The 25,702-nt window shown below is 73.6% G+C and carries 23 protein-coding genes; 3 read left to right on the top strand and 20 right to left on the bottom strand.

Going from position 1 to position 25,702, the window contains the following annotated elements; genetic code table 11:
- Positions 1–124: 124 nt before the first annotated feature.
- Positions 125–787, bottom strand: a complete 663-nt coding sequence (locus tag ACWDZ7_RS35205) for a response regulator transcription factor (protein ID WP_030687574.1) — start codon at positions 785–787, stop codon at positions 125–127.
- 264 nt (positions 788–1,051) lie between these two features.
- On the bottom strand, positions 1,052–1,717 hold the full coding sequence (locus ACWDZ7_RS35200; protein ID WP_451802741.1) for a DUF3000 domain-containing protein: 666 nt from the start codon (positions 1,715–1,717) through the stop codon (positions 1,052–1,054).
- An 85-nt stretch (positions 1,718–1,802) separates the two neighbouring features.
- Between ACWDZ7_RS35200 and hemE the strand changes: the two genes are divergently transcribed.
- Positions 1,803–2,876, top strand: coding sequence for a uroporphyrinogen decarboxylase (hemE, locus tag ACWDZ7_RS35195; protein ID WP_451802739.1), 1,074 nt, complete (start codon positions 1,803–1,805; stop codon positions 2,874–2,876).
- A gap of 35 nt (positions 2,877–2,911) precedes the next feature.
- Here hemE and ACWDZ7_RS35190 read toward each other — a convergent pair whose 3' ends face one another.
- The 10 genes from ACWDZ7_RS35190 to ACWDZ7_RS35145 all read right to left on the bottom strand — a co-directional run bounded on the left by ACWDZ7_RS35190 (position 2,912) and on the right by ACWDZ7_RS35145 (position 15,506).
- Entirely contained in the window at positions 2,912–3,706 is a 795-nt protein-coding gene (locus tag ACWDZ7_RS35190) for an endo alpha-1,4 polygalactosaminidase (RefSeq protein ID WP_451802738.1), read from the bottom strand.
- Positions 3,703–4,368, bottom strand: coding sequence for a spherulation-specific family 4 protein (locus ACWDZ7_RS35185; RefSeq protein WP_451802736.1), 666 nt, complete (start codon positions 4,366–4,368; stop codon positions 3,703–3,705). The genes ACWDZ7_RS35190 and ACWDZ7_RS35185 overlap by 4 nt, the downstream gene beginning before the upstream one ends.
- Positions 4,365–5,291 (bottom strand): NAD-dependent epimerase/dehydratase family protein, encoded by a 927-nt coding sequence (locus ACWDZ7_RS35180; RefSeq protein WP_451802734.1) that lies wholly within the window; start codon positions 5,289–5,291, stop codon positions 4,365–4,367. The genes ACWDZ7_RS35185 and ACWDZ7_RS35180 overlap by 4 nt, the downstream gene beginning before the upstream one ends.
- Before the next feature lie 7 nt (positions 5,292–5,298).
- The gene (locus tag ACWDZ7_RS35175; RefSeq protein ID WP_451802733.1) at positions 5,299–6,012 is read right to left on the bottom strand and encodes a nucleotidyltransferase family protein; all 714 of its coding nucleotides are present in this window, start codon (positions 6,010–6,012) and stop codon (positions 5,299–5,301) included.
- Positions 6,013–6,060: 48 nt separating this feature from the next.
- Complete coding sequence (locus ACWDZ7_RS35170) at positions 6,061–7,062, bottom strand: GDP-mannose 4,6-dehydratase (protein ID WP_451802732.1); 1,002 nt, start codon at positions 7,060–7,062, stop codon at positions 6,061–6,063.
- 86 nt (positions 7,063–7,148) lie between these two features.
- Positions 7,149–8,564 carry a hypothetical protein gene (locus ACWDZ7_RS35165; RefSeq protein ID WP_451802730.1) on the bottom strand — a complete coding sequence of 472 codons (1,416 nt, stop codon included), beginning with the start codon at positions 8,562–8,564 and terminating at the stop codon, positions 7,149–7,151.
- Complete coding sequence (gene pelF / locus ACWDZ7_RS35160) at positions 8,561–10,099, bottom strand: GT4 family glycosyltransferase PelF (RefSeq protein ID WP_451802728.1); 1,539 nt, start codon at positions 10,097–10,099, stop codon at positions 8,561–8,563. Before pelF ends, ACWDZ7_RS35165 begins: the two co-directional genes overlap by 4 nt.
- A gap of 278 nt (positions 10,100–10,377) precedes the next feature.
- Positions 10,378–12,537 carry a hypothetical protein gene (locus ACWDZ7_RS35155; protein WP_451802726.1) on the bottom strand — a complete coding sequence of 720 codons (2,160 nt, stop codon included), beginning with the start codon at positions 12,535–12,537 and terminating at the stop codon, positions 10,378–10,380.
- A 565-nt stretch (positions 12,538–13,102) separates the two neighbouring features.
- Positions 13,103–14,494 carry an FAD-dependent oxidoreductase gene (locus tag ACWDZ7_RS35150; protein ID WP_451802724.1) on the bottom strand — a complete coding sequence of 464 codons (1,392 nt, stop codon included), beginning with the start codon at positions 14,492–14,494 and terminating at the stop codon, positions 13,103–13,105.
- A gap of 19 nt (positions 14,495–14,513) precedes the next feature.
- Positions 14,514–15,506: a DUF4349 domain-containing protein gene (locus ACWDZ7_RS35145; protein ID WP_451802722.1), complete on the bottom strand. Its 993-nt coding sequence runs from the start codon at positions 15,504–15,506 to the stop codon at positions 14,514–14,516.
- Positions 15,507–15,630: 124 nt separating this feature from the next.
- On the opposite strand from ACWDZ7_RS35145, the gene hemG reads away from it, so the two are divergent.
- A complete protein-coding gene (gene hemG / locus ACWDZ7_RS35140; protein ID WP_451802720.1) occupies positions 15,631–17,094 on the top strand; it encodes a protoporphyrinogen oxidase in 1,464 nt (487 codons plus the stop codon).
- A 4-nt stretch (positions 17,095–17,098) separates the two neighbouring features.
- Complete coding sequence (hemQ, locus tag ACWDZ7_RS35135; RefSeq protein ID WP_451802719.1) at positions 17,099–17,818, top strand: hydrogen peroxide-dependent heme synthase; 720 nt, start codon at positions 17,099–17,101, stop codon at positions 17,816–17,818.
- Between the two features lie 30 nt (positions 17,819–17,848).
- On the opposite strand, the gene ACWDZ7_RS35130 is transcribed toward hemQ, so the two are convergent.
- From ACWDZ7_RS35130 to ACWDZ7_RS35095, 8 genes are all read right to left on the bottom strand, one after another.
- The gene (locus tag ACWDZ7_RS35130; protein WP_451802717.1) at positions 17,849–19,450 is read right to left on the bottom strand and encodes an alpha/beta hydrolase; all 1,602 of its coding nucleotides are present in this window, start codon (positions 19,448–19,450) and stop codon (positions 17,849–17,851) included.
- A 109-nt stretch (positions 19,451–19,559) separates the two neighbouring features.
- Positions 19,560–20,336 carry a TIGR04222 domain-containing membrane protein gene (locus ACWDZ7_RS35125; RefSeq protein ID WP_451802715.1) on the bottom strand — a complete coding sequence of 259 codons (777 nt, stop codon included), beginning with the start codon at positions 20,334–20,336 and terminating at the stop codon, positions 19,560–19,562.
- 64 nt (positions 20,337–20,400) lie between these two features.
- Positions 20,401–21,150 carry a DUF4142 domain-containing protein gene (locus ACWDZ7_RS35120; protein WP_451802713.1) on the bottom strand — a complete coding sequence of 250 codons (750 nt, stop codon included), beginning with the start codon at positions 21,148–21,150 and terminating at the stop codon, positions 20,401–20,403.
- 119 nt (positions 21,151–21,269) lie between these two features.
- The gene (locus tag ACWDZ7_RS35115; RefSeq protein WP_451802711.1) at positions 21,270–22,289 is read right to left on the bottom strand and encodes a TIGR04222 domain-containing membrane protein; all 1,020 of its coding nucleotides are present in this window, start codon (positions 22,287–22,289) and stop codon (positions 21,270–21,272) included.
- A 4-nt stretch (positions 22,290–22,293) separates the two neighbouring features.
- Positions 22,294–23,610: a DUF692 domain-containing protein gene (locus tag ACWDZ7_RS35110; protein WP_451802710.1), complete on the bottom strand. Its 1,317-nt coding sequence runs from the start codon at positions 23,608–23,610 to the stop codon at positions 22,294–22,296.
- A 120-nt stretch (positions 23,611–23,730) separates the two neighbouring features.
- A complete protein-coding gene (locus ACWDZ7_RS35105) occupies positions 23,731–24,498 on the bottom strand; it encodes a DUF4142 domain-containing protein (RefSeq protein WP_451802708.1) in 768 nt (255 codons plus the stop codon).
- 67 nt (positions 24,499–24,565) lie between these two features.
- Complete coding sequence (locus tag ACWDZ7_RS35100) at positions 24,566–25,240, bottom strand: TIGR03086 family metal-binding protein (RefSeq protein ID WP_451802707.1); 675 nt, start codon at positions 25,238–25,240, stop codon at positions 24,566–24,568.
- A complete protein-coding gene (locus ACWDZ7_RS35095) occupies positions 25,237–25,662 on the bottom strand; it encodes a hypothetical protein (protein WP_451802706.1) in 426 nt (141 codons plus the stop codon). The genes ACWDZ7_RS35100 and ACWDZ7_RS35095 overlap by 4 nt, the downstream gene beginning before the upstream one ends.
- Between the last annotated feature and the right edge of the window lie 40 nt (positions 25,663–25,702).

Genomic DNA, 25,702 nt, shown 5'->3' with positions numbered 1-25,702 from the left:
TTGTTGTGTTTTTCTTTGGTGGGGTGGGATGGGGGGCGTGGACAAAGTTTGTGGTGTTTGTGGGGCGGCGGGCCCCGGCCCCCCGCCCGCCCCCCCCCCCGGGCGGGGGAGGGTTGTAAATCAGTCAGTGGATGATTCCGGTGCGCAGCGCCACGGCCACCATCCCGGCCCGGTCACCCGTGCCGAGCTTGCGCGCGATCCGGGCGAGGTGGCTCTTCACGGTCAGGGCGGACAGGCCCATGGAGACGCCGATGGCCTTGTTGGACTGGCCTTCGGCGACGAGCCGGAGCACCTCGACCTCACGGCCGGACAGCTCGCGGTAACCGCCGGGGTGGCTCGGGGCGCCCGGCGGGCGGCGGTGCATTCGGGCGGCGGCCGAACCGATCGGAGCGGCGCCGGGGCGGGTGGGGAGTCCGACGTTCGTACGCGTGCCGGTGACGACATAGCCCTTGACGCCGCCCGCGAGGGCGTTGCGCACGGCACCGATGTCGTCGGCGGCGGAGAGGGCCAGGCCGTTGGGCCAGCCCGCCGCGCGGGTCTCGGAGAGGAGCGTCAGGCCGGAGCCGTCGGGGAGGTGGACGTCTGCGACGCAGATGTCACGGGGGTTGCCGATGCGGGGACGAGCCTCCGCGATGGACGAGGCTTCGATGACGTCACGTACACCGAGCGCCCACAGATGACGGGTGACGGTGGAACGGACGCGGGGGTCGGCCACGACGACCATGGCGGTCGGCTTGTTCGGGCGGTAGGCGACCAGGCTTGCGGGCTGCTCGAGGAGAACGGACACCAGGCCTCCTGGGGGGAGCGGGGAGGGGGGACGGGACCGGCTCGGGGATGAAGCCGGGACGAACCATGCTTTTCAAGGTCACAAACCTCTTCGGCAGCAAACCCGCCAGCCTTTAGGGAATGATCACGATTTGATGAGTGTCAATCGGGGCAATTAGGACACCCACTCGACCACCCGAAGACCATTCCGAACCCTCACCCTCCCGGGCGACACGAGAAAGCCCCGCGACAAGCGCGGGGCGGACGAGCCGTGGGCGGGCAGCCGTCAAGGCGAGAGCGGGCCCCGCCGCTGGGGCAGGGACACCACGGACCCGTCCCCGGCACCGGACCCGACCGGCGGCAACCCGGCCACCTGGCAGAGCAGCTCACACCACGCGCCGAGATGCTCCCCCGTGTCCGGAACCCCGTCGCTCCCCTCCCGAGGCGTCCACGAGGCCCGGATCTCGATCTGGGACGCGGGCGGCCGCTCCGCGAGCCCCCCGAAGTAGTACGACCCCGCACGGGTCACCGTGCCGCTCGCCTCCCCCACCGAGAGCCCGCGCGCTTGCAGCGCCCCGGTCAGCCACGACCAGCACACCTCCGGCAGCAGCGGATCCGCCGCCATCTCCGGCTCCAGCTCCGCCCGTACGAGCGTGACGAGCCGGAAGGTGCCCTGCCAGGCGTCGTGCCCCGCCGGATCGTGGAGCAGCACGAGCCGCCCGTCGGCGAGGTCCTCCTCGCCGTCCACGACCGCCGCCTCCAGCGCGTACGCGTACGGCGCGAGGCGCTGCGGCGGCCGCGTCGGATCGATCTCGATCTCCGGCCGCAGCCGTGCCTCCCGCAGCGCCTCGACCGCCGCGCGGAAGGGCGGCGGAGCCGCATCCGCCACCTTCCCCTCCGAACCGTCCATCTCTCCAGCGCCGTCCGACCGTTGTTCCTGAGCCGCAGCCATGCGGGGAAGGTTAAGGGGAATGGCGCCTTCGCGCAGGGAGAGACACCCGTGAGGGGGTTCCCGGTCAACGTGCGAGACTTTCCGCGTGAGTGCCAACAACAGCCAGAGCCCCAAGGGCCGGCAGAACGCAGCGACGTACGACTCCGCCTTCATGAAGGCGTGCAGGCGCGAGGCCGTGCCGCACACGCCCGTCTGGTTCATGCGGCAGGCGGGGCGCTCACTGCCCGAGTACCGCAAGGTCCGCGAGGGCACCGCCATGCTGGAGTCCTGCATGCGGCCCGACCTCGTCACCGAGATCACCCTGCAGCCGGTGCGCCGCCACAACGTGGACGCCGCGATCTACTTCAGCGACATCGTCGTACCGCTGAAGGCGATCGGCGTCGACCTCGACATCAAGCCCGGCATCGGACCCGTCGTCGAGCACCCCATCCGCTCGCGCGCCGACCTCGCCCAGCTGCGGGACCTCACGCCGGAGGACGTCCACTACGTCACCGAGGCGATCGGGATGCTGACGGGCGAGCTAGGGTCGACGCCGCTCATCGGGTTCGCGGGCGCGCCTTTCACCCTCGCGAGCTACCTCGTCGAGGGCGGCCCGAGCCGCAACCACGAGCACACCAAGGCGCTCATGTACGGCGACCCGCGGCTCTGGGCGGACCTGCTCGACCGGCTCGCTGAGATCACCGCCGCCTTCCTGAAGGTGCAGATCGAGGCGGGCGCCAGCGCCGTGCAGCTCTTCGACTCGTGGGTGGGCGCGCTCTCGCCCGCCGACTACCGGCGCTCGGTGATGCCCGCGTCGACCAAGGTGTTCGACGCGGTCGCCTCGTACGGCGTGCCGCGCATCCACTTCGGCGTCGGCACGGGCGAGCTGCTCGGGCTCATGGGCGAGGCCGGCGCCGATGTCGTCGGCGCCGACTGGCGGGTGCCGCTGGACGAGGCGGCGCGCCGCGTCGGGCCCGGCAAGGCGATCCAGGGCAACCTCGACCCGGCCGTCCTCTTCTCCACGCGCGAGGCCGTCGAGGCCAAGACGGACGAGGTGCTCGCCGCCGCGAGCGGCCTGGAGGGCCACATCTTCAACCTCGGCCACGGCGTCCTGCCGACCACGGACCCCGAGGCGCTGACCCGACTCGTGGAGTACGTCCACACGCGCACCGCTGTCTGAAGAATGTCCGAAAACGATCCCTGCCCCATCGAGGTTCAGCCGGGGCAGGGCTCGCGCCACCCGTCCAGCTCCAGGCGCTTGCGCATGGAGGAGAGGCCGAGGCGGCGCGTCTGCGGGCAGAACCTCTCGCGGGGCACGGCGTACTCCACGTGCAGCACCGCCTTTCCCGCCTGCACGAACGGTGTGAGCGAGGCGCACTCCTCGTACTGCGCGCACTCCTCGTTCACGGCGAAGTCGAAGTCGTCGACGAGCTGTGGGATCTGCGGCAGGTCGTTCTTCAGGCCGACGGACAGGCCGCGCTCATGCGCGAGGCGGGCGACCATCCGGTTGAAGGCCAGCTGGTGGCGGGCCTTCAGCGGGAAACCGGTGCGGTTGAGGTAGCCGTCGAGGAGGTCGGGCTCGATGGCGTCGAACCCCTTGCGGCGGCACATGTCGAAGCGCTCCGCGAGGAGCGGGCGGAGCACATCGAGCCGCCGGATGTCGAGCCAGCGCTCCCCTTTCCAGCCGTTGGCCCGGCCCAGGACGGCGGCCGGGAAGTCGCCGCTGTCGGGGCGGAACGACTCCCAGGCGCCGGCATTGACGTAGCAGATGACGTGGCGCCCGTCGCGGTGCAGCCGGGCCACGTCCGACGCGCGGTTCTCGAACCCGTCGATGTCGTACACCGGGACGTCCACGCGCGGGTCGACGCGGCCGTCGAGCTGCCACTGCCACGCGGTGCCCGGCCGCGGCCGCCAGCGCTCCGGGCCACCGCCGTCCCGCGCGGCCGAGGAGCAGCCGACGAGCAGCAGGACCACGCCGAGGAGCGCGACCGGGAAACGGCGGTACGTCATGGCAGGTCCCCGGGGTCGGGCAGGTGCGGCGGCCGCGTCCACGGGTTGGGCCCGGCCCCCGGCACCGCGCAGTGCACCCCGGCGCCGCGCCGCGCGGCGGTCCGCCCGGCAAGGCGGGCCAGCGCGGGCGGCACGCCGTAGACGAGGTGGCAGAAGTGCTCGGGGGAGTGCCGCCCCGTCCAGGACGGGACGGTGAACGACCGCAGATACGTCGACCAGTGCCCCTCGAACGTGACGAGCAGGTCGGCGGCGCGGGCGTACCCGGGCGCGGGGTGCACGCCCGGGTTGAGCACCACCGTCCGCGCGCCCCGCTCCCGCGCCGAGCGGACCAGGCGCCGGCAGTGCCGCAGCTCGCGGCGGCCGGGGGAGACCTGGTCGAAGAAGCAGCCGTCCACCTCGTACCAGGCGCGGTGCTTGTCCACGTCGTCGGCGACGGCCTCCGGCGGGCGGCGGCCGTACGCCGTGTCGACGTAGCCGAGGACCCGCGCACCCGCCTCGCGCAGCGCCCGCGACGCGTCGGCGAAGGCGGGGTCGGGGGCCGCGCCCGGGCCGTCGGCGGCGTTCAGGACGACGCCGTACAGCTGGGGCGCGGCCGCCACGAGCGTCCGCCAGGCCGCGGGGTCCGCGGCCGGATGGACGTACAGCGGGACCAGCAGGGTCATCGCGGGTCCCCGGTGGCGGGTGCCGGGTGCGGGGCGCCGTCCGAGGCCCAGAGCGCGGCCAGCGACTCCCGCAGGGTGAACCGCGGCCGCCAGCCCAGCTCCCACTCCGCCGCCGTGATGTCGGAGCACTGCCAGGACACCGCCGTCGAACGGCCCACCGGGCCGAGCGTCTCCTCGACGTCCCCGGTGAAGCCCGAGACGGCCACCAGACCCTGCGCCAGGTCGCGCACCGGCGCGGCCCGGCCGCCGCCGATGTTGAGCAGCCGCGGCAGCCGCCCCGGCAGGGCCAGCGCGAGCGCCACGGCCTGCGCCACGTCGCGTACGTCGACGAAGTCCCGGTGCGCGGACAGGTCACCGACCCGCACCGCGCCGTGCGGGGTCCGGGCGACGGCACGGGTCAGCTCGGCGGTGAGGCGGCCCGGCAGCCCGGCAGGGGAGGCCCCGGGGCCCACCGGGTTGGTGACCCGCAGCACGACGGCGTCGAGCCGCGCGTCAAGGACGGTGAGGGTGCCGGCCAGCTTGGTGGCGCCGTACGGGGTGACCGGGCGGGCGGGGGAGTCCTCCGTGGTCCGCTCGCCGACGCCGCCGGGGCCGTACTCGGCCGCCGAGCCGAGGTGCACCAGGCGCGCGGTGGGCACCGCGTCCCGCAAGGCCTCGCAGAGGACCGCGGGGCCGCGGGAGTTGACCTCGGCGAGCGGCAGCGGGTTGCCGCCGACCGCGCCCGCGCAGTTGACGACGGCGTCGGGCGCGGCCCGCAGCAGCTGTTCGGCGAGCGCGTCGGGGGTGATGGTGGCGAGGTCGATCCGGTGGTCGTCGACGGGGGCGCGGCCGCCGCGGAGCAGCCGCACGCCGGGCAGGGCGCGCAGCCGCTCGGCGACGTGCCCGCCCAGGTATCCGGTGGAGCCCAGGACGAGTATGCGCACGGTCTCGTCACGCTCCCTTGAGGAGCAGGGAGCGGTGCGTGGTGAACTCCGCGTTGGCCCGGTCGTAGTCGTCGGGACGGCCGATGTCGAGCCAGTAGCCGTCGAACTCGTAGGCGTGCGGCGGAGTCTCGGACTTCAGGAGGTCGAGGACCAGTTCGTCGAACCCGAGGGGGAGGCCCGGTGTGTAGGGGGCGAGCGTCTCGCGCGAGACCCCGTACACGCCCATGGAGACGCGGTAGTCGATGCTCGGCTTCTCCGTGAAGGCGACCACGCGCTCCGACTCGGTGGTGAGCACGCCGAAGTCGATGCGCACCTCGCGCGCGTACGTCGCGATGGTCAGTGGCGCCCCCGAGGCGCGGTGGCGGCTCAGGACGTCCGCGTAGTCGAGGTCGGTGAGGACGTCGCCGTTCATCACGAGGAAGTGCTCGGGCAGCCGGTCCATCATCGTCAGGAGCGGGCCCATCGTGCCGAGCGGGCTGTCCTCCGTGGAGTAGCCGACGCGCATACCCCAGCGGGAGCCGTTGCCGACGTAGGCGCGGATGATGTGGCCGAGGTGACCGATGGCGATGGTGCAGCTGGTGAACCCGGCGGACGCCAGCTGGCGCAGCACGATCTCCAGGATCGCGTACTGGTCACCGATCGGGACCAGCGGCTTGGGCAGCGAGGTGGTGTACGGCAGGAGCCGGACGCCCTTGCCTCCGGCCAGGATGACTGCGTGCATGGTCGTTCTCCCTTGCGCAGTGGGCGGGTTGCTTGACGTGTCGGGGCGTCAGATGTTGTAGATGTCGGTCTTGTAGCGGGCCAGGCGGGCCGGGTCGCGGAAGAACTCGACGGTGCGGGCCAGGCCCTGCTCCAGGTCGTGGACCGGGGCCCAGCCCGTCGCGTCGCGCAGTCGCGTCGCGTCGGCGACCAGGCGCATCACCTCCGAGGCGGCGGGGCGGACGCGCCGCGCGTCCTCGCACACGTCGAGGTCGGTGTCCATCACCTTGCCGATGAGCCGCACCAGGTCGCCCACCGAGATCTCGCCGCCGGTGCCCGCGTTGAACGTGCGGCCCACGACCGTCCCGGTGGGCGCGGTGCCGACGGCGAGGAACGCCTGTGCGGTGTCGGTGACGAAGGTGAAGTCGCGGGTGGGGCGCAGGTCGCCGAGCGTGATCCGCCGTGAGCCGGACGCCACTTGGCCGATGACGGTCGGGATGACGGCCCGCATCGACTGGCGCGGCCCGAAGGTGTTGAACGGGCGCAGCGTCACCACGGGCGTCCCGAAGCTCGCGTGGTAGCTGTCGGCGAGCCGGTCGCCGCCCGCCTTCGAAGCGGCGTACGGAGACTGGGTGTTGATGGGGTGGTCCTCGGTGATCGGCACGGTCCGCGCGGTGCCGTACGTCTCGCTGGTGGAGGTGTGCACCAGGCGGGGGATCTCCAAGTGGCGCACGGCCTCGAGGACGTTGAGCGTGCCGGTGACGTTCGTGTCGACGTAGCTGTGCGGGGCCTGGTAGGAGTACGGGATCGCGATCAGGGCGGCCAGGTGGTAGACGGTCTCGGCGCCGGCGACCAGGCCGCTGACGGAGCCCGGGTCGCGTACGTCGCCCAGGACGACCTCGACCTCGGCGAGGACGTCGGGTGCGAGGGATTCCAGCCAGCCGTACGACGAGAAGGAGTTGTACTGCGCCATCGCGCGGACCCGGTGGCCGGAGGCGACCAGGGCCTCGGTGAGGTGCGAGCCGATGAAGCCCTCGGCTCCGGTGACGGCGACGAGCGGTGCGGATGTCATGGGTGCTCCTGGGGATGGGCGATCGGGGATGGGCGGATGGGTGATGAGTGAGGGGGACGGTGCGCGGCGGTGCCGGTGGGGGCGGCTCAGGCGTGTGCCGTCGGTTTACCCAGCTGGTGGACGGCGACGGCGAGCAGCGCGAGGGCGGCGGCCGCACAGCCGATGAGCTGTGCGGCCGGCGCGGTCAGGGTGCCGGTGAGGGGGAGCGCCGTTGCGGTGACCGCGGCGGCCAGGCAGGGTGCGGCGGACGGCCAAGCCGTGCCGAACGCCTGGAGGAGCAGGGCGAGCCAGAGCACGGCGCCCAGGAGCAGGAGCGGGGCGAGGCGCGCGCCGACCAGGACGGCGCCCAGGGCGAGCGGGGCGAGATAGGCCGCGCCGCACACGGCCAGCGCGCGGGCGGCACGGAGCCGGAAGCCCCGGGACGTGGCCGACGCGTGCAGAGCCGCCACGGCGAGCCCGCGGTAGCGGTGCAGCAGCCACTCCGCGGGGCCCATGCTCAGTGTCAACACAATGACGGCGTACGGCTCCTGGTGTCCCGCCACCGCGGTGAGCACGCCCGCCGCCAGGCCGAACAAGCCGTACGGGACCGAATGCGCGAGGCGTGGCGCGGGCGCCGGCGCCGGAGCGGCCCGCAGCGCCGAGCGCAGCGCGTACCCGGCGGCCGCCGACGCCAACACCACGGTCAGCAGCGGCAGTCCTGTCCGCAGCGGTTCCGGCGGCTGCCACCACGGCAGCGCGGCGGCACCCGCGGCGACCGGGAGCAGCGCGGCGGCGAGGAGCTTCTCGCGGCCGAGGACCAGCAGCACTCCGGCCGCCGCCAGATAGCAGGACTGCCCCGCGGCGAACAGCGCGGCGGCCCCGGGCCCCGCGACCAGCAGCCCCGTGCCGGATGCGGCCGCGATGCCGAGCGGGGCGCCCGCCAGCAGCGTGCGCCCGGCCTCGTGCCGCCCGGCGGCGAGCCGTACGTACGCCCGGTGGCTCAGCGCCTGCGACCAGGCCCAGGACACCAGGGCCGCGGCGATCAGGCCGTGCAGCCCCGCCGTCGCCGACCAGACGCCCTCCGTCAGCAGATACGCCGTGCCGGGAAGCGCGAAGAGCAGGCCGCGCAGGGCGCAGCGCAGATGGTCGGGCCGCCAGGGGTCGGGCGGCGCGGGCGGCCTCGGGTGGCTGCGAGGCACCCGCCGGAAGACGGCTTCGGCGAGCGAGAACAGATCGGGGTGCCCGTACGTCTCCTGGATCCGGTCGCCCGTCAGACCCTGCGACTCCAGGAGCGCGGCGACCTCGTAGGGGTGCACGGCCGCCCCGGCCTCCTCGGCGAGCTGGGCCGCGAGGAGGTCCACGGGGTCGTCGGCCCGGGCCGGCCGCAGCGCGCCCCGGGTACGCGGTCTGGCGGGGCCGCCGTCCGTGCTGGTGCGGGGCGGGCGGGCCAGGCGCAGGGTGAGGGTGTCGTCCGTGTGGTGGTCCTGGCGGGTGCGGGGGCGCAGGGGGAGGGGGCCGCTCATCCCGCTACCTCGGTGGGGGGCTCGTGGTGGGGCAACCCGGCGCGGGACCAGGTGCCTTGATGGGCGGAAAGCTCTCCGTATATCGCACGGAAGGCGTCCACCGTCTGGCGGAGCGTGAACTGTTCGATCACCCGCAGGCGGGCCGCCTCGCCCATCGCCGCCCGGCGCGGCGGGTCACGGAGCAGTTCGAGCGCGGCCCGCGCCATGGCGTCCGGCGCGCGCGGCGGCACCACGAGGCCGGTGGGGCCCACGGCCTCCCGCACCCCGCCGACGTCCGTGGACACCGTGGCCCGGCCGCACGACATCGCCTCGATCAGCGTGAACGGGAAGCCCTCGCTGATGCTGGAGAGCATGACGACGCTGCCCGCAGCGTAGGCGTCCTTGATGTGTTCGACGCGGCCCTCGAAGACCACCGCGTCGCCGTGTCCCAGCTCGGCGGCCAGCGCCTCGCACCGCTCGCGGTAGGCCTCGCCGCCGCGCGGTGTACCGCCGAACAGGCGCAGCCGCGCCTCCGGGATCTCCCGCCTGACCTGCGCGAAGGCGCGGATCAGCGTCTCCAGGTCCTTGATCGGGTCGACGCGGCCCGCCCAGCTCAGGGTGGGGTTCCGCGGCTCGGGCCCGGCGGGCGGGAACGCCTCGGGGTCCACGCCGTTGTAGACGGTGCGGATGAGGGCCGGGTCGGCGCCGCCGCGCTCCTCCCAGAGGCGGTTGTAGCGGTTGCCCGGGGTGACCAGGGCGGCCCTGCGGTACGTCTCCTCGGCGAGCAGCCGGAAGAAGCCGAGCAGCAGGGCCTTCACCGGCCAGCTGTACGGTCCTGTGCGGTAGCCGAGGTAGCGCTCGCGCAGATATACGCCGTGCTCGGTCAGGAGGAGGGGCACGCCGTGTAGTCGGTGGGCTATCAGGCCCGGCATCGCCGCGATGCCGCCGCTCACCGCGTGCGCCACGCCGTGCTCGGGAGGGCGGGCCGCGAGCGGGCGCAGCGCGTGTTCGAGCAGGCCGGTGGCGGTGACGGCGTCGTGCAGCGTCGGCCTCGCCTCGGCTGCCGCGAGCCCCGGGGTGTTCCACACGGAGGCCAGGACCCGCACCGCTCGGTCGGCGCGCAGGGCCGGGGTGAGCGCGCCGTCGCGGGCGTGCCGGGCCAGGTCGTGCAGGGCGGGCGCGAAGCCGTCCTCGGCGGTCGGGTCGAGCAGGGCGGTGAGGAACTGCTCGTAGGAGGCGTGCAGTTGGCGCGCTCTGCGGCCTCGCGGGGCGTGGCCGGGCGGGGTCGGGCCCCACATCGGCAGACAGACGGGCTCGTCGACGTGTGCCGGGAGGTCCCAGGCGAGGGGTTCGCGGCCGGTGCCGGTGACGGCCAGGACGCCGAAGTCGATGTCGGGCATGCCGCGGACGAGCTGGTCGCACCAGACGCTGACGCCGCCGTGGCTGTGCGGGTAGGTGCCTTCGGTCAGGAGGGTGACGCGGGTTCGCGCCGCGGGTGTGGGGAAGGGTGGGGTCAGGGGTGCCGGTATCGGTACCGGTGAGGGCGAGTCGGGCATAGTGGGGCTCCGCGGGTGTGGATGCGAGCGTGAGGGGGCGGCCGGTCCGGTGGCGGTGGCAGTGGGGGCTGCGGGCCGCCGGCCGGCGGGGGCGCCTCGTGCGTCGTGGGGCGGGGCCCCGGCGGTATGTCCGTCCTCGCCATCTCGGCGCGGGCGCCCGTTGCTTCGGTGCCCGGCGCCGCACCACTGTGCTCCGGGCGGACATACCGCCGTGTCCCCTCGGGTGCCATCGCGGCTTTCCCTCGGCGGGTGGTCTCCGTCTCGGGAGACGCCGGGGGTCAGCCGTCCGTCGGCAGGTGGCGTGGTGGTTCGCCGGATGTGCCCGGCCTCACGTATTGCGTCACGCCTGAGGGGAGCGGGAGCTTCTTGGTGGCCTTCTGGCGCTCGGCTCGGATGGGGGACGTTGTGGCGGGCGGTGGTGCCGTGGGCAGGGTCAGTGTGATGCGGTCCTGCAGGAGCGATGGGGAGGCACTGCCTGAGGTTCTGCCCGCGTATGCCGTGCCGAACGGGGTCGTGCCGAGCAGCTGTTGCTGCACCGTGCCGGTCGGCATCGTGGCTCGGGTGGTGACGCCTGAGGGGGTCTGGACCGTGACGGTGCCGCCGACTCGGTAGGCGGTGACGCGGCCCGCCTTGACGGCCGTGTCCCAGGCCGCGCGGGAGCGCAGCTCGCCGCCGATGTCGGACATCCGCAGGTTGACGACCGGTGTGGACTCCGCGAACAGCGCGTCGTACGAGTCGAGTACGCGGTTCAGGACGGGGTACGCGATGCGGTCCTCGGCGAGGTTCGACTGGTGGATGAAGTGCGGTCGCGGGTCGTTCGCCAGGACGTGTCCGAGGGCGATCGTCGACTCTACGGGCACGATGTGGTCCTGGTAGCCGGTCGTGAGGTCGAGGGGCTGCTCCAGGCAGGTGGCGACCGGGGAGTTCTCGCAGACGCCGCTGCCGCCGTCGGCCTCGCGGGTGTAGATCCAGTTGTACTCGTCGACCTGCTCGTCGGCGCGGCCCGCGTTGTAGAAGACGTTCATCGGGAAGCGCGGCACGGTCAGCGCGGGGCCCACCTGGCGCTGGGCCCTGTCCCGGGAGTTGTCCGAGCCCAGCCAGGTCACGCCGTTGTCCCGCAGGGCGCCGCTCAAGTTGGGGTTGTCGTCCGGCTGCTGGGGCAGCACCTTCAGGCCCGAGTGTTCGCCCGTCACCAACTCGCCGTTGCTGAGCGGGAGTCCCGCCCGTTGTCCCCAGGCGCGGTTGCCGGAGATCTGCTGGGAGATGTCGGCCCGTGAGACGTAGCGCGTGCTGCCGTCCGCGTTCCGCGCGCACTTCCACGGCACGGCGCTGACGTCCTGGACGCAGCCGAGGAAGGGGTGGTTGTAGGTGTGGTTGATCCAGCGGTGGTCGGCGCGATCGGCGATGAGTTGGTCGGCGAGGGGGTCCGCGCCGCCGTTCTCCTCGCGGTGGAGTTCGCTGCCGCCGCCGTTGAAGGCCATGTCGAGCGGGAACTCACGGCCCCTGGACCACTCGGCGGCGTACGCCGCGTCGTCCGGCGTCATCCGGATCGGGTCGGGCGTGCCCTGGCCCGGCGGGCAGTCCACGTCGCCCGGCGTGCAGTTGAGCTCGGTGTCCCAGCGGTCGTCGGCGCCGAACACGTCGTCGACGTGCACGCCGAAGTAGTTGCGGGACGAGCCCAGGTGGACGCCCTGCGTCAGCCAGTCCACGATGCCCCGGGCCAGGAGGCGGAACTGCCGCTGGTGCTCGTTGTAGACGAACGTCACGACCAGCTCGCGCCGCCCGTCGTGCCGGTACTCGCCCACGAGCGAGCCCCGGCCAGAACCGCCTGGGATCGGCGCGTCCACGTAGCTGGTGAAGTCCGCGCCCGGCGCCGGTTCGGCCAGGAAGCCGTAACTCTCGCCGATTGTCGACGAGTTGTCCTCGAAGGGCACCTGGCCTGTCAGGTAGCCGAACGGGCCGCCCTTGCCCGCCGGTGTCACCTGGGCCCGCACGCCGTCGAGTGAGCCGCTGAACTCCGGTGTTTTCAGTCCCGCTTCGGGGCGGGCGTAGGTGTACGCGTCCACCTGTGGGATCGCGTACGTCTGCTCGTACGAGGCCAGGGCGGCCAGCTCCGCCGAACCGGCCCCGAACGGGTTGTCGTTCGGCAGGACGACCGCCTGGAACCTGGCCCGCGCCCTGCCGTTCACAGTGTCCGCGAGGAACGCCTTGTCGATGACGGGGCGCCCGCTCCGGCGCAGGTCGACGGTGGTGTACGGCGTGCCCTGGCCGTCCAGTTCGGCGGTGATCGCGGCGGTGGCGGGGCCTCCGTCGGTCACCACCAGGACGCGCAGATCGATGCGGGGCGGCTCGGCGGCCGAGGCCGGAGCGCCGGGCAGCGAGAGCGCGAGAAGCAGAGCGCCGGCGCCGAGAGCCGACGCTCGCGCGGTGTGATTCATGCGGTGTGTGGTCCCCTCCACGGTCGGGCCGCGGGGGTGTCTCCACCCCACGGCCCGCCCCCCAAACGGCGCGGTCACCTGTCGCAGTGTGTGTCCGTGCCGCTCTGACGCGTCACATAGTGCGGCCCACCTGCGGGATCTGTGCCGATCCTGTGAAACCTTGGCGGAAAAGAGATGGCGGACCCCCAGGGGTGCGCGATGGCGGCCGAGGGAAGCGTGAGGCTCCCCGGAAGTGAAGCTTCCGGGGAGGCCGTGGCCGCTCAGAGGGGTCGCCGGTTCCCGTGCTGCCGATGGGTGGCTGCTACACGCGCCGATCGTGGGCGGGCTCCCACGGCGTGCGAAACAAGTGCGCCCCGAACCGCCCGGAATCAGCCAACGAGGGGAGAGTGCCGGGCGGTCGCTTCTCCGCAGCAAGCGCGTGCTGACCTGCGCGGTAAGCGCGTTCTGCGTCGGCGGAGGGGGCGCAGAACCGGGCGTGTTCGGGGGCGCGGGAGGGGCGCGCTCTTGCTTGTTCTCCCGTTTCAGTACTTGCGCATCATGAGCAGTTGCCTCGGTCGGCGCCGCTTCAACTGGGCGCCGTGTCCGCCCGTACCGCCGCCACCGCCTTGCGCGCCGCCACCAGAACCGGGTCCCACACCGGCGAGAACGGCGGCGCGTACCCGAGGTCGAGCGCCGTCATCTGTTCCACCGTCATCCCCGCCGTCAGCGCGACCGCCGCCACGTCGACCCGCTTGCCCGCGCCCTCGCGCCCGACGATCTGCACGCCGAGCAGCCTGCCCGTGCGCCGCTCGGCCAGCATCTTCACCGTCATCAGGGCCGCGCCCGGGTAGTAACCGGCCCGGCTCGTCGACTCGATGGTCACCGCCACGTACCGCAGCCCGGCCGCCCGCGCGTCCTTCTCGCGCAGGCCCGTACGGGCGATCTCCAGGTGGCACACCTTGCTGACCGCCGTGCCGACCACGCCGGGGAACGTCGCGTAACCCCCACCCACGTTCGCGCCGATGACCTGCCCGTGCTTGTTCGCGTGCGTGCCCAGCGCGATGTGCCGCTCGCGTCCCGACATCAGGTCGAGGACCTCCACGCAGTCCCCGCCCGCCCAGATGTCCTCGTGCCCGCGCACCCGCATCGCGAGGTCGGTCAGCAGGCCGCCGTGCTCGCCCAGCGGCAGCCCCGCCTCGCGGGCGAGCCCGGTCTCGGGGCGTACGCCGAGGCCGAGGATCACCACGTCCGCCGGGTACTCGGCGTCCTCCGTGGCCACCGCCCGGACCCGACCGCCGTCGCCCGTGAGGATCTTGGTGACCTCGGCGTCGTTGACCATCTCGATGCCGAGGCCGGTCATCGCCTCGTGCACGAGGCGGCCCATGTCCGGGTCGAGCGTCGACATCGGCTCCTTGCCGCGGTTGACGACCGTCACGTCATAGCCGCGCTTGATCAGTGCCTCCGCCATCTCGACGCCGATGTAACCGGCGCCGATGACCACGGCGCGGCGGCCCTCGGTGCGGGTCAGGGTGTCGATCAGGGCCTGGCCGTCGCCGAGGGTCTGCACGCCGTGCACGCCGGGGGCGTCGATGCCGGGCAGCGGCGGGCGCAGGGGCCGGGCGCCGGTGGCGATGACGAGCTTGTCGTACGCCGTCCAGTACTCCTCGTCCGTTTCGAGGTCGCGGGCGAGCACACGCCGGCCCGCCACGTCGATCCGGCGCGCCTCGGTGCGCGTCCGCAGGTCGATCGCGCGCTCCCGGTGCTTCTCGGGCGTACGCGCGATCAGATCGTCCCGCTCGTCGACGTCGCCGCCCACCCAGTAGGGGATGCCGCACGCCGAGTACGAGCTGAAGCGGCCGCGCTCGAACGCGACGATCTCCAGCTCGTCCGGGCCCTTGAGCCTGCGTGCCTGCGACGCCGCCGACATGCCTGCCGCGTCGCCTCCGATGACCACCAGTCGCTCTCGTGTGCTGCTCATACGGACACGCTACGGCGCGTCAGTCCCGCGTCGGCGGAGCGGGGGACGCACCCGCGGATTCGTTGTCGCCGGGCGCGCCGCTCCCTACAGCCCGCCCACCGCGCGGCCTCAGGCGGGGGCGCGGAGTCCGCAGCCACAGCAGGAGCAGCAGCGCGGCCACCGCCGCGAACGGCAGGACCGCCGCCAGCGCGATCCCGATCCAGCGCAGCACCGTGACGAACGCGTCCCAGCCGCCCGTGAGCGCGTCCCCGAGCGTCGGGTCGTCGTCCTCGGCGGCCGCCTTCTCCGGGCGCCGCTCGGTGAGCGACAGCGTGATCGTCGCCATGGCCGTACGGTCCTTCAGCGAGGCCCGCTGCGCGAGCAGCGACTCCAGATCGGCCTGACGGGTGCTCAACTCCCCTTCCAGGGCGACCACGTCGCTCAGCTTCGTGGCCTCGTCCATCAGCTCCCGCACGCGCGCCACACTCGCCCGCTGGGACTTGACGCGGCTCTCGACGTCCACGACCTCGTCGGTGACGTCCCGCGCCTTGGCGTCGCGGTCGACCAGCCTGCCGGTCCCTTCGAGGGCGGTGAGGACATCCTCGTACGCGGCCTGCGGGACGCGCAGCACGACGCGGGAGCGCTCACGGCCCTCGCCGTCGCGCGAGGTGCTCTCGTTCCCCACGATGCCGCCCGCGTCCTCGGCCGCCGCGCGGGCCTCCTCCAGCGCCTTGGGGACGTCCTTGACCCGGACGGTGAGCGTCGCGGTGCGGATGATGTGGGTGTCGGTCGGCTTCGGGGGCTTGCGCGCGCCGGACTTGCCGGACTGTGCGCCGGCGGCGTCCTTGGCTCCCTCCGGGGCGGCGGGGCGGTCGGCCGCGCTCACCCCCTTGCCGTCCCCGCCGCTGCTGTCGGTGTCGCTGCCCGCGCTGCACCCGGTGAGCGTGAGCGCCACCGCCAGGAGCAGCCCCGAGAGGGCGTGGGCCGTGCGGTGCCGGAACCTGCGGTGGTCGGGCCTGCTGGACTTGTGCATCGACGTACCCCCGAGGGACGTGGCCAGTGATGCTCCTACGACGCCGGGGCGGGGCACGACGGTGGTTGCCGACCGGTCCCGATGCGGTCACGGTCGGGACTCGGCGGTCTGAGAGAGTGGAGGCATGCGCGAAACGGACACACGTACGGGTAGCGGCCACGCCGTCGTCATCGGAGGCGGGATCGCCGGCCTTGCCGCCGCGCACCGGCTGCTCACCACCGGTCCGACGACCCGCGTCACCGTCCTGGAGGCCTCCGGCCGGCTCGGCGGCAAGCTGCTCGCCGACGAGATCGCCGGGGTCCGCGTCGACCTCGGCGCCGAGTCGATGCTCGCCCGCCGCCCCGAGGCCGTCGCCCTCGCCCGCGAGGTGGGCCTCGCCGACCGGCTCCAGCCGCCCGCCACCGCGACCGCCGCGATCTGGACCCGGGGCGCCCTGCGCCCGATGCCCAAGGGCCACGTCATGGGCGTGCCCGGCGACGCCTCCGCCCTCTCCGGGGTCCTCTCCGACGAGGGCCTGCGCCGCATCGGGCGGGACCGCGAGCTGCCGCCCACCGAGATCGGCGACGACGTCGCGGTCGGCGAGTACGTCGCCGCGCGTCTGGGCCGCGAGGTCGTCGACCGCCTCGTGGAGCCGCTGCTCGGCGGGGTGTACGCCGGGGACGCGTACCGCATCTCGATGCGCTCGGCCGTCCCGCAGCTCTTCGAGGCCGCCCGCACGCACGCCTCGCTCACGGACGGCGTCCGCGACATCCAGGCGCGCGCCGCGAGGAATCAGCAGACCGGGCCCGTCTTCATGGGCATCGACGGCGGCATCGGCCAACTGCCGCTCGCCGTCGCCGAGTCGCTACGCGCGCGTGGCGCCCGGATTCTCACCGACACGCCGGTCACCGAGCTGCGCCGCACCGGCGACGGCTGGCGCGTGGTCACCGGAAGCGGTGTCCACGAAGCCGACGCCGTCGTCCTCGCCCTGCCCGCGCCCGCCGCCGCGAAGCTCCTGGACGCCGAGTCGCCCGCGGCCGCCGCCGAGCTGCGCACCGTCGAGTACGCCTCCATGGCGCTGATCACCCTCGCCTACAAGCGCGCCGATACCGACCTGCCCGAAGGCAGCGGTTTCCTCGTCCCGCCCGTCGACGGGCACACCATCAAGGCGTCCACCTTCGCGAGCCGCAAGTGGGGCTGGATCGACCGCCAGGACCCGGAGCTGCTGGTCCTGCGCACCTCCGTCGGGCGGTACGGCGACGTGGCGGACCTCGGCCGCGACGACGCCGACCTGGTCGCCGTCTCCCGGCACGACCTGCGCGAGGCCACCGGCCTTGCCGCCACCCCCGTCGCCTCCCGCGTCACCCGCTGGAACGACGGCCTCCCGCAGTACCCCGTCGGCCACCACGCGCGCGTGGCCCGCGTCCGCGCGCACGTCGCCGCCCTGCCGGGCCTCGCGGTCTGCGGCGCGGCGTACGACGGCGTGGGCATCCCCGCGTGCGTGGCGAGCGCCAACGCGGCCGTCGACCAGCTGGCCGGGGATCTCGCCGGTGTGGAGCAGCTCACCCGCCACCCGGTGCAGAGTCTGCACGGCGGCGGAGGAGAATAGCCGCATGAGTGACGACGCCCCCGCCAAGACCCCCAACGCCGGCAAGAAGGCCAAGGACCTCAACGAGGTCATCCGCTACACGCTGTGGTCCGTCTTCAAGCTGCGTGACGTGCTCCCCGAGAACCGCGCCGGCTACGCCGACGAGGTCCAGGAGCTGTTCGACCAGCTCAACGCCAAGGACATCACGGTCCGCGGCACCTACGACGTCTCCGGCCTGCGCGCCGACGCCGACGTCATGATCTGGTGGCACGCCGAGACCGCCGACGAGCTGCAGGAGGCCTACAACCTCTTCCGCCGCACCAAGCTGGGCCGCGCCCTGGAGCCGGTCTGGTCGAACATGGCGCTGCACCGCCCCGCCGAGTTCAACAAGTCGCACATCCCGGCCTTCCTGGCCGACGAGACGCCCCGCGACTACATCAGCGTCTACCCCTTCGTGCGGTCCTACGACTGGTACCTCCTGCCCGACGAGGACCGCCGCCGCATGCTCAAGGACCACGGCATGATGGCCCGCGGCTACCCCGACGTGCGCGCCAACACCGTCGCCTCGTTCTCCCTCGGTGACTACGAGTGGCTGCTCGCCTTCGAGGCCGACGAGCTGTACCGCATCGTCGACCTGATGCGTCACCTGCGCGCCTCCGAGGCCCGGATGCACGTACGCGAAGAGGTGCCGTTCTACACCGGCCGCCGCAAGTCCGTGGCGGAGCTGGTGGCGGGCCTGGCGTAGTCCCCCTGGCCCCCTCCGGGGCTCCGGGACTCAGAGCGCCCTGGGACGTGCCGCCGCCCGCTCGCCGGACTGCGGCCGCGGCTCCTGGCGCGGCGCGCACGCCGCGTGCCGCACCGGGAGCCGGCCCTCCAAGAGGTACGCCTCCAGGTGACCGTTGATACACCGGTTCGGGCCGCCGCCGACGCCGTGCGTGCCCGCGCCCCGCTCGGTGACCAGGACCGAACCCTCCAGCCTGCGGTGCAGCTCCAGCGCCCCCTCGTACGGGGTCGCCGCGTCGCGCTCGGCGGCCAGGATCAGCGTCGGGGCCAGCCCACCCCCGGCCGCGCGCACGTCTACCGGCCGCTGCCGGGGCGCGGGCCAGTAGGCGCACGGCAGGTTCATCCAGGCGTTGTCCCACGTCTCGAAGGGCGCCACGCGCGCGAGCCGTGAGTTGTCGCGGTCCCAGATGGCGAAGTCCGTCGGCCAGGAGGCGTCGTTGCACTCGACGGCCGTGTAGACGGCGTTGCCGTTCTCCTCCTCGGCCGCCGCGCGCGGCTCGGGCGCGGCCTGCTCGATCAGCGGCTTCGGGTCGCCCTTCACATACGCGGAGAGCGCCTTGGCGCGCCTCGGCCAGAAGTCGTCGTAGTACCCGGTCTTGAGGTACGCGGCCTGGAGCTGGCCCGGGCCGACCTTGCCGCCCGCGGGCTTGCGGGCCAGCTCGGCGCGGACCTTCTCGTAGTTCTCCAGGACCTTCTCGGGCGTCGCGCCCAGGCCGTACGTCCTGTCGTGCTTGGCCACCCAGGCGCGGAAGTCCGCCCAGCGCCGTTCGAAGGCCAGCGACTGGTCGAGGTTGTTGCGGTACCAGATCTGCGCCGGGTCCGGGTTGACCGCCGAGTCGAAGACCATGCGGCGCACGTGCGTCGGGAAGAGCGTCGCGTACACGGCCCCGAAGTAGGTGCCGTACGAGGCGCCCAGGAACGTCAGCTTCCGCTCGCCGAGCGCGGCCCGCAGCACGTCCAGGTCGCGGGCGTTGTTCAGCGTCGTGTAGTGCCGCAGGCCGGGGTTGCGGGCGGCGCACCCGTGCGCGTACGCCTTCGCCTGCTCGACGCGCTCCCGCTTGTACGCCTCGTCGGGGTGGGTCGGCGCCTGCGTGGGCGCCTTGCCGAACTTCTTCGGGTCCTCGCAGGACAGCGGCGCGGAGCGGCCGACACCGCGCGGGGCGTAGCCGACGAAGTCGTACGCGGCGGCCAGGTGCTTCCATCTCGGCATGACGCCCGCCAGCGGGAAGTACATCCCGGAGGCGCCGGGCCCGCCGGGGTTGAAGACGAGCGCTCCCTGCCGCGCGACGGCCCTGCCCGCGAACTTCCGCTTGGCCTTGGCGCGGCTGACGGTCAGTCTGATCTGCTTCCCGTCGGGACGGGCGTAGTCCAGGGGCACGGAGACCGTGCCGCATCGGACGGAAGGGGGCAGGCTCTCGGCCTTGGCGCAGGTGCCCCAGCGGATCCCGGCGGCCTCGGCGCGCTGCGCGGCGACGGCGGTGCCGTGCGTCTCGGGGGAGGGCGGGGCGGCGCCCGCGCTTCCCGCGGGGGCGGCGACGAGGGCGGTCAGGACCAGGGATCCGGCGGTTCCATAGCGGGCGGCTGCTGCTCTCATCGCGCTTCTCCACCTCTTTTGTCCGGACATACGTTCCAGGCGATCTTTGAACAAAAGGGATGATTCGTGTGATATTCGGCGAAGTAAAGCACCGACCGCCGGTGTCGGCTCAATGCCCCCCTTGCGCGGCCTCCCGCCGTCCGCCCCGGTGGGAGAAGGCCTCCCGCAGACCCGGGTCGGCGACCGCGCGGACCCCGCGCACGGCCACGGCGGTGAGGTGGTCGCCGCGCGCGGACAGCCCGCCCAGAAGCCGCTGACCGGCGGGGGACGCCCACCGCGTGTACGGATGGACCTCGACGCGGGCGATCACCAGACAGCCCACGCACATGAGCAGCGGCAGCCCGAACCAGACCGCCACCGGCACCTGCCCCGCCGTCCCGCCCTCCTGCCCCGGCATCAGGACCGCCGCGGCGCCGAGCGCGAGCACCACCACCGTCGCGGCCCGCACCTGCCGCACGGCGGCCGCGACGCCCGAACCGACGCCCTCCGGGACGGCGAGGCCCGCGGCGGTGAGCCGGTCCGCGAGCGCCCGCACGGCGTCGGCGGTGGCCGCGCCCCGGCGTATCGGGGCTATCCGCGACTGGCCCGCCGGGCCGATCGCGCCGAGCACCGAACGCTCCATCTCGTCGCGGCCCACCGGGTCGACCACGGTCGCCCAGCCGGTGTGCGCGATCAGCAGCCGCCGCGCCCGCGCCATCGCCACGAGCGTCACGTCGGCGACGCGGTCGGGGCCGCCGGAGAGGAACGCGGCCTCGTAGAGGGTGAGCTCGTGCCCGCGCGGCGCGGCCGTCTCCTGGACGGCGGCGCGGCTCGCGGCCAGGCAGAGCCGCCCGCAGGCGAGGCCGGTCACGGCCCAGGCGAGGAGGAACAGAGGGACCCAGAGCATGGCGGTGTTCTATGCGAACGCGCTGCCGCGCGCCACGGCTTATTCACTATGCGGACGGCTATGGCTATGGCTGCGGCTTCGGGCGGGACGCGGCGGGCGGCAGCGAGAACGTCGGTGACGGGGTGACCGGTGCGGCCGGGTCCGGTGACGCGGCCGGGCCCGGCGGCGCGGGGGAGCGGGTGAGGGGCGGCGGGCCCGCGGTCGCCGCGTCCCGGGCGATGCCGTCGAAGTCGACGAGGCCCGTCTCCTCCAGGACCGTGATGTGGTCCAGGACGGTCGTGTTCGCGTCGTCGGCCAGCGCCCGCACCAGCGAGTTGCGGGTGTTCGCGCGGACCTCCGCCACCACGGAGAAGACCTTGCCGTGCGCGAGGCGCAGGATGTTCGCGAACTTCTGGTTGTACGTCTCACCGCGCGAGCCGCTCAACTCGGCGAGCCACTTCCGCTGTTGCTCGCTCGGCTGGCTGGGCAGTTCGAGGCTCAGCCGGGTCGCGACCTCACGTACGCGCGCGTCCAGGAACGTATGGCCCTCCACGAGGTGCTCGCCCGCGGTCCGCACCGCCTTCGTGGTCCCGCGCTCCTCGGCCTGCTGCCCGGCGGGCAGCTCCCACAGGCCCGCCAGGCGGACCTTGGCGATGAAGTCCCGGTCCAGGGCGGACAGCGGCCCGAAGTCGGTCGACACCGTCTCCGCGTCGAGTCTGTCGAGGCCGGTCCCTGAGCGGTCCTCGTAGGACCAGAGGGGGAAGAGCAGCGCGGCCAGGGTCGCGACGAGGCCCGCGACGACGAGGCCGGTTCCGTTGACGGTCGGGAATCGCATGGTGCCTCCTGTTGCGGCACCGCACGTTAGTGCGCCCCGGGTGGGGAGTGGTGCGTTACGGCGGGGTGTACGTCAGTCGCCGTACGTCCGCGCCGAGTCGCCGACCGTGTCGGGCACCCTCAGGATGAGGACAACGAGCTGCTGCAACTCGACCCGCCGCCTCCGCTGCTTGAGCAGGAGGAGCCTCCTCCGCTGGAGCAGGCCGAGCCGCCTCCGCCGCTCGAACACGCCGAGCCGCCTCCGGCGCTCGCCGCGCACCAGACCGCGGCTCCGGAGCCCGCGTTCGGCAGGATCGGGTACTGGTACTGGTACGGAGCCGGGTAGGGGTCCCTGGAAGCCACCGGCCGGACCGATCGGATCCGGGCGGCGGCGACCAGCTGGGCGCGCAGGTCGGGGTGGGCCGCCGCGAGGCCGCGGGTCGCCACCAGGTGGGCGGCGCCCGTGAGGTGACGTGCCGAGGCGGCGTACTCGCGCAGGGCGTACCGCCCGGCGACGGTGAGCTGTTTCGAGGTGACGGAGAGGCAGATGACGCTGCTCACCATGCCGAAGGCGGCGGCGGGCAGCAGTTGAAGGATGCCGTCCGTGACCCGGTCGAGTTCCCCCGGATCCACCGGGTTCGCGTACTGGGCGATCGTCAGCATGGAGGCCGCCGGGAACCCGACGAAGGCCGCAAAGAGCTGCACCGCCGCCCAGCGCCGCCACTTCCGCTGCCTTCCGGGCCGCACCAGGAGACCGCGGCCGGCGAGCGCCTCGCCCGTCTCCTGCACCGGCCCGCTGCGCATCACGGCCATCCGCAGCCAGTGCAGCGCGCCGCTGGGCGCGGCGGTGTGGGCATCGATGACCGCCTGCTCCGCGGCGTTCCTGGCCGTCGGCCGTGTGATGCCGACGACGCCGGGCCCGGCGACGACCAGGCGGCCGTCCTCGTGCAGCCCCGCGATCAGCGAGTCGGCGGCGCGGGCGGGGCCGCCGGAGAGGAACGCGGCCTCCAGTGTGCCCCGCACGAACACGCCGTGCTCGGCGTCCAGCGGGGGCCTGGTCCGGTACGGGGACCCGGTGCGGCGGGCCGCCGCCACGCCCCGGATCAGCTCCACGGCGGCGAGCGAGACGAGGACCGTGTAGATCATGCCGGCGATGCTCATGGCGTCACCGCCTCAGCAGGACGCGGCGGGTGGCGTGCAGCAGCCTGGCGGCGGACCGCCGGGAGCGCGGCGCGGGCCCCGAACGCTCCAGCCACCAGTCGCTCAACCGCCGCCGCGCCTCGGCGTCCTCAGGCTGCCCGGCGAGCAGCAGATGCTCGGCGAAGCCCAGCGCGTCGTGACGGTAGCCGCCCGTCATGGGCCGGGACCGCGCGTAGGCGAGGAAGGCGCCGCGGTACGCCGCACCGAGGATGCCCGGCAACTCGGGCGCCACCTTCGCGACGACATCGGCCCGCTTGGCGGCCAGCGCGTGCCCCTGCACCTTCAACCGCGCGTGGTCGAACCCTTCCGGCACCGGAGTCCCCGCGACCAGCGCGGACAGCAGGGCCGCCTGCGCGAGCGCGGTGCGCTGCCGGGCGGCGTCGGAGGCGGGCGGGGCGTCGACCGGCCCGGCGGGGAGGCCGATCGGCGCGCTTGTACCGGGCGGGGCGGGGAGGGCGCCCGAGGAGTCCACCGTGGCCCGTATCGCGTTCAGTTCGCGCTCCAGCTCGGCCGGTTCGGGGAAGTTCTCGTCCCGTTCCAGGAGGACGCCCGGTGGGGTCACCCGGGAGGCGAGGTCGGACAGGATCGCGAGGACCGGGGCCGGCACCGGGTGCGCGTGGCTGTCGTGCCAGACGCCGTCCCGCTCGAAGCCGCCCGCGACATGGACGTACGCGATGGCCTCGACCGGCAGTTCGTCCAGGGCCTTCGCCGGGTCCTCGCCGCGGTTCACGTGGTTCGTGTGGAGGTTGGCGACGTCGATGAGCAGCCGTACGCCCGTCCGCTCGACCAGCTCGTACAGGAACTGCCCCTCCGTCATCTCCTCGCCCGGCCAGGAGATCAGCGCCGCGATGTTCTCCACGGCGAGCGGAACGGGCAGCGCGTCCTGCGCGATACGGACGTTCTCGCAGAGCACGGCGAGCGCGTCCCGAGTGCGCGGCACCGGCAGCAGGTGCCCCGCTTCGAGGGGCCGCGTGGCGGTGAGGTCGCCGCCGGCCCGCACGAACGCGATGTGCTCGGTGACCAGCGGCGAGCCCAGCGCCCGCGCCCGCTCGGCGAGCGCGGTAAGACGCCCCTCGTCGGGACGGTCCGCGCCGCCGAGTCCCAGGGAGACCCCGTGCGGCACGACGGTCACGCCGCGCTCGCGCAGCCGCAGCAGGGAGTCGGGCAGATGCCCCGGACAGACGTTCTCCGCGACGGCCTCGACCCAGTCGATGCCGGGCATCGCCTCCACGGCGTCCGCGATCTCCGGCCGCCAGCCGATACCGGTCCCCAGACGCTGCATATCGCTCGCTCCCCCTCTCGTCCGCCGGTCTCCCGGTCCCCCGACCGGTCCCCCCGATCCCCGCCCCCAGGTCTTTCACCCGGGCGGGTCCGACGAACCCCGAGGGTGAGACGTTCAGAGCTACATTTGAGGTTCCGGCCGCCCGGTGTTGATCCGGCCGGGCGGTGGCGGCGAGGGGCGGGACGTGGTGGACACCTCGCCGCTCGGCCCGGCGGGCACGGGCTCGGCGGGCGTGGCGCCGGACGGCGGCGGAGGCCCGGCGGGGCTCGCGGTCGCGGTCGACGCGGCGCCGTTGGCGATGCCGTCGAAGTCGACGAGCCCGGTGGCCTCCAGCATCGTGATGTGGTCGAGGACGGTCTGGTTGGAGTCCGTGGCCAACTGCCGGATCAGGGAGTTGCGCGTGGTGTCGCGCACCTGGGCGATCACGCTGAAGACCTTGCCGTGCGAGACGCGCAGCAGATTCGCGAACTTCCGCTGGTACGTCTCGCCGCTCGCCTCCGTCAGCTCCCTGAGCCAGCCCTGCTGCTGCTCGTTCGGCTGATTGGGCAGCTCCACGCCGAGCCGCCCGGCGGCGATACGGACCCGCTGGTCGAGATCGGTGTGGCCGACGATGAGGTGGTCGCCCGCCTCCTTGATGGCCTCGGTCGGCGCGCGCTCGACGGCCTGCTGCCCGGCGGGTATCTCCCAGAGCCCGGCGAGCCGCACCTTGACCAGCAGATCCCGGTCGGCCGCCGAGAGCGGCCCCCACTGCGTGGCCACGGACCCGGCGGCGAGATTGGCGGGCCCGGTGCCGGAGCGGTCGGCGTACGACCACACGGGGAACGCGATCGCCCCCAGCGTGGCGACGAGTGCCGCGATGATCAGAGCCGTGCCGTTGACGCGCCGCAAGGTGCCTCCCGTGGTGCTCCGGTGCCGCCGGTGATGCCGGGAAGTACGGAAGATACGGGCGGGGCGTTCAACTGCGCGAGATGTCGTACGCGTTGCTGTACGCGTTGTCGTATGTGTTGCCGTATGCGTCTTTGGTGGGTACGCGGCCCAGGAGGGCCAGCGTCTCGTCCATGCGCGAGGCGCCCGGCGGTACCGGAACGGGCGGCGCGAACGCCGCGCCGGGGCAGCGCCGCCCGGTATCCGCCGGCACGCGGCGCGCGACGGCGAGCGCGGCGTCGACGACATCGCCGGGCAGCGCGACGGTGACGCCGAGCGCGCTCGCGACGTCCCACGCGTGCACCGCGTAGTCGAGGAGGTGGAAGCCGACCGCGACGCGCCCGGGGAAACGACGGTCCAGCTCGGGGAGCACGAACTCCCGTTCCAGCGCGCGCCCTTCGTCCTCGGCGAAGGCGGCGAGGACATGCCGTACCGACTCCTCGTAACGCGTCAACGGATCGCTGCCGAGGTCGTGCTCGATCCAGTACGTCCGGTCGTCCCCCGCACCGCGCGCCGCCGCCGCGAAGCCGTGGTGCTGGGCGGTCATGTGCGTCACGAGGCGGCGCAGCGTCCAGCCCTCGCACGGGGTGGGCCGCTCCCAGTCGTCCACGGCCCGGGCGGCGGCCAGGACGCGGAGCGATTCCTGTACGGCGATGCGGTCGAGGGCGACGAGGTCGCGGACGGCGGCGTCGGCGAGGTCGGTCATGACGCGCCCGCTTCCTCGAAAGGGGCCGGGTCCGCGAGCAGGGCGAGGGCGGACGCCCAAGCGCTGTCCGTGTCGAACCGGTCGGCCTGCCAGGAGGTGGCGCGCATGGAGCCGCGCCCCTGGTGGGCGCGCACGACGCGCAGATGGTCGGGGCGCCCGACGAACGCCCGCAGCGCGGCTTCGTCCTCCCAGAAGGAGACGGACCCCGAACGTTTGCGCACCGGATCGGCCCACAGCCACATGCCGACGGCCCCGGGCGTGCGCGGCCAGCCGCGGCGCAGGCGCAGGCCCGCCAGGGCGATGGGGCCTGCCTGGCTGTGGCGGAGTGCGGTGAACTCGGTGAGGCTGACCAGGACGGGGCCCGTGGGGCGCGGAGCGGGCGGGCCGTTCTTCCATCTCGTACGCAGGATCGGTGAAGGCATGGGGCGAGCCTAAAACTAAACGAACGGTCGTGCTGTCAAT

This window comes from Streptomyces sp. NPDC003032, assembly GCF_053591415.1.
This window is presented reverse-complemented; position numbering and strand designations above follow the sequence as displayed.

Excerpts from the sequence above, each read along its gene's own strand:
- ACWDZ7_RS35200 (WP_451802741.1), bottom strand. The coding sequence starts at position 1,717 with ATGGCTGCGGCTCAGGAACAACGGTCGGACGGCGCTGGAGAGATGGAC.
- ACWDZ7_RS35095 (WP_451802706.1), bottom strand. The coding sequence starts at position 25,662 with ATGCCTTCACCGATCCTGCGTACGAGATGGAAGAACGGCCCGCCCGCT.
- ACWDZ7_RS35120 (WP_451802713.1), bottom strand. The coding sequence starts at position 21,150 with ATGCGATTCCCGACCGTCAACGGAACCGGCCTCGTCGTCGCGGGCCTC.
- ACWDZ7_RS35190 (WP_451802738.1), bottom strand. The coding sequence starts at position 3,706 with ATGACGTACCGCCGTTTCCCGGTCGCGCTCCTCGGCGTGGTCCTGCTG.
- ACWDZ7_RS35145 (WP_451802722.1), bottom strand. The coding sequence starts at position 15,506 with ATGCACAAGTCCAGCAGGCCCGACCACCGCAGGTTCCGGCACCGCACG.
- ACWDZ7_RS35115 (WP_451802711.1), bottom strand. The coding sequence starts at position 22,289 with ATGAGCATCGCCGGCATGATCTACACGGTCCTCGTCTCGCTCGCCGCC.
- ACWDZ7_RS35130 (WP_451802717.1), bottom strand. The coding sequence starts at position 19,450 with ATGAGAGCAGCAGCCGCCCGCTATGGAACCGCCGGATCCCTGGTCCTG.
- ACWDZ7_RS35165 (WP_451802730.1), bottom strand. The coding sequence starts at position 8,564 with ATGAGCGGCCCCCTCCCCCTGCGCCCCCGCACCCGCCAGGACCACCAC.
- hemG (WP_451802720.1), top strand. The coding sequence starts at position 15,631 with ATGCGCGAAACGGACACACGTACGGGTAGCGGCCACGCCGTCGTCATC.
- ACWDZ7_RS35100 (WP_451802707.1), bottom strand. The coding sequence starts at position 25,240 with ATGACCGACCTCGCCGACGCCGCCGTCCGCGACCTCGTCGCCCTCGAC.
- ACWDZ7_RS35155 (WP_451802726.1), bottom strand. The coding sequence starts at position 12,537 with ATGAATCACACCGCGCGAGCGTCGGCTCTCGGCGCCGGCGCTCTGCTT.
- ACWDZ7_RS35150 (WP_451802724.1), bottom strand. The coding sequence starts at position 14,494 with ATGAGCAGCACACGAGAGCGACTGGTGGTCATCGGAGGCGACGCGGCA.
- ACWDZ7_RS35170 (WP_451802732.1), bottom strand. The coding sequence starts at position 7,062 with ATGACATCCGCACCGCTCGTCGCCGTCACCGGAGCCGAGGGCTTCATC.
- pelF (WP_451802728.1), bottom strand. The coding sequence starts at position 10,099 with ATGCCCGACTCGCCCTCACCGGTACCGATACCGGCACCCCTGACCCCA.
- ACWDZ7_RS35125 (WP_451802715.1), bottom strand. The coding sequence starts at position 20,336 with ATGCTCTGGGTCCCTCTGTTCCTCCTCGCCTGGGCCGTGACCGGCCTC.
- ACWDZ7_RS35175 (WP_451802733.1), bottom strand. The coding sequence starts at position 6,012 with ATGCACGCAGTCATCCTGGCCGGAGGCAAGGGCGTCCGGCTCCTGCCG.
- ACWDZ7_RS35110 (WP_451802710.1), bottom strand. The coding sequence starts at position 23,610 with ATGCAGCGTCTGGGGACCGGTATCGGCTGGCGGCCGGAGATCGCGGAC.
- hemQ (WP_451802719.1), top strand. The coding sequence starts at position 17,099 with ATGAGTGACGACGCCCCCGCCAAGACCCCCAACGCCGGCAAGAAGGCC.
- ACWDZ7_RS35185 (WP_451802736.1), bottom strand. The coding sequence starts at position 4,368 with ATGACCCTGCTGGTCCCGCTGTACGTCCATCCGGCCGCGGACCCCGCG.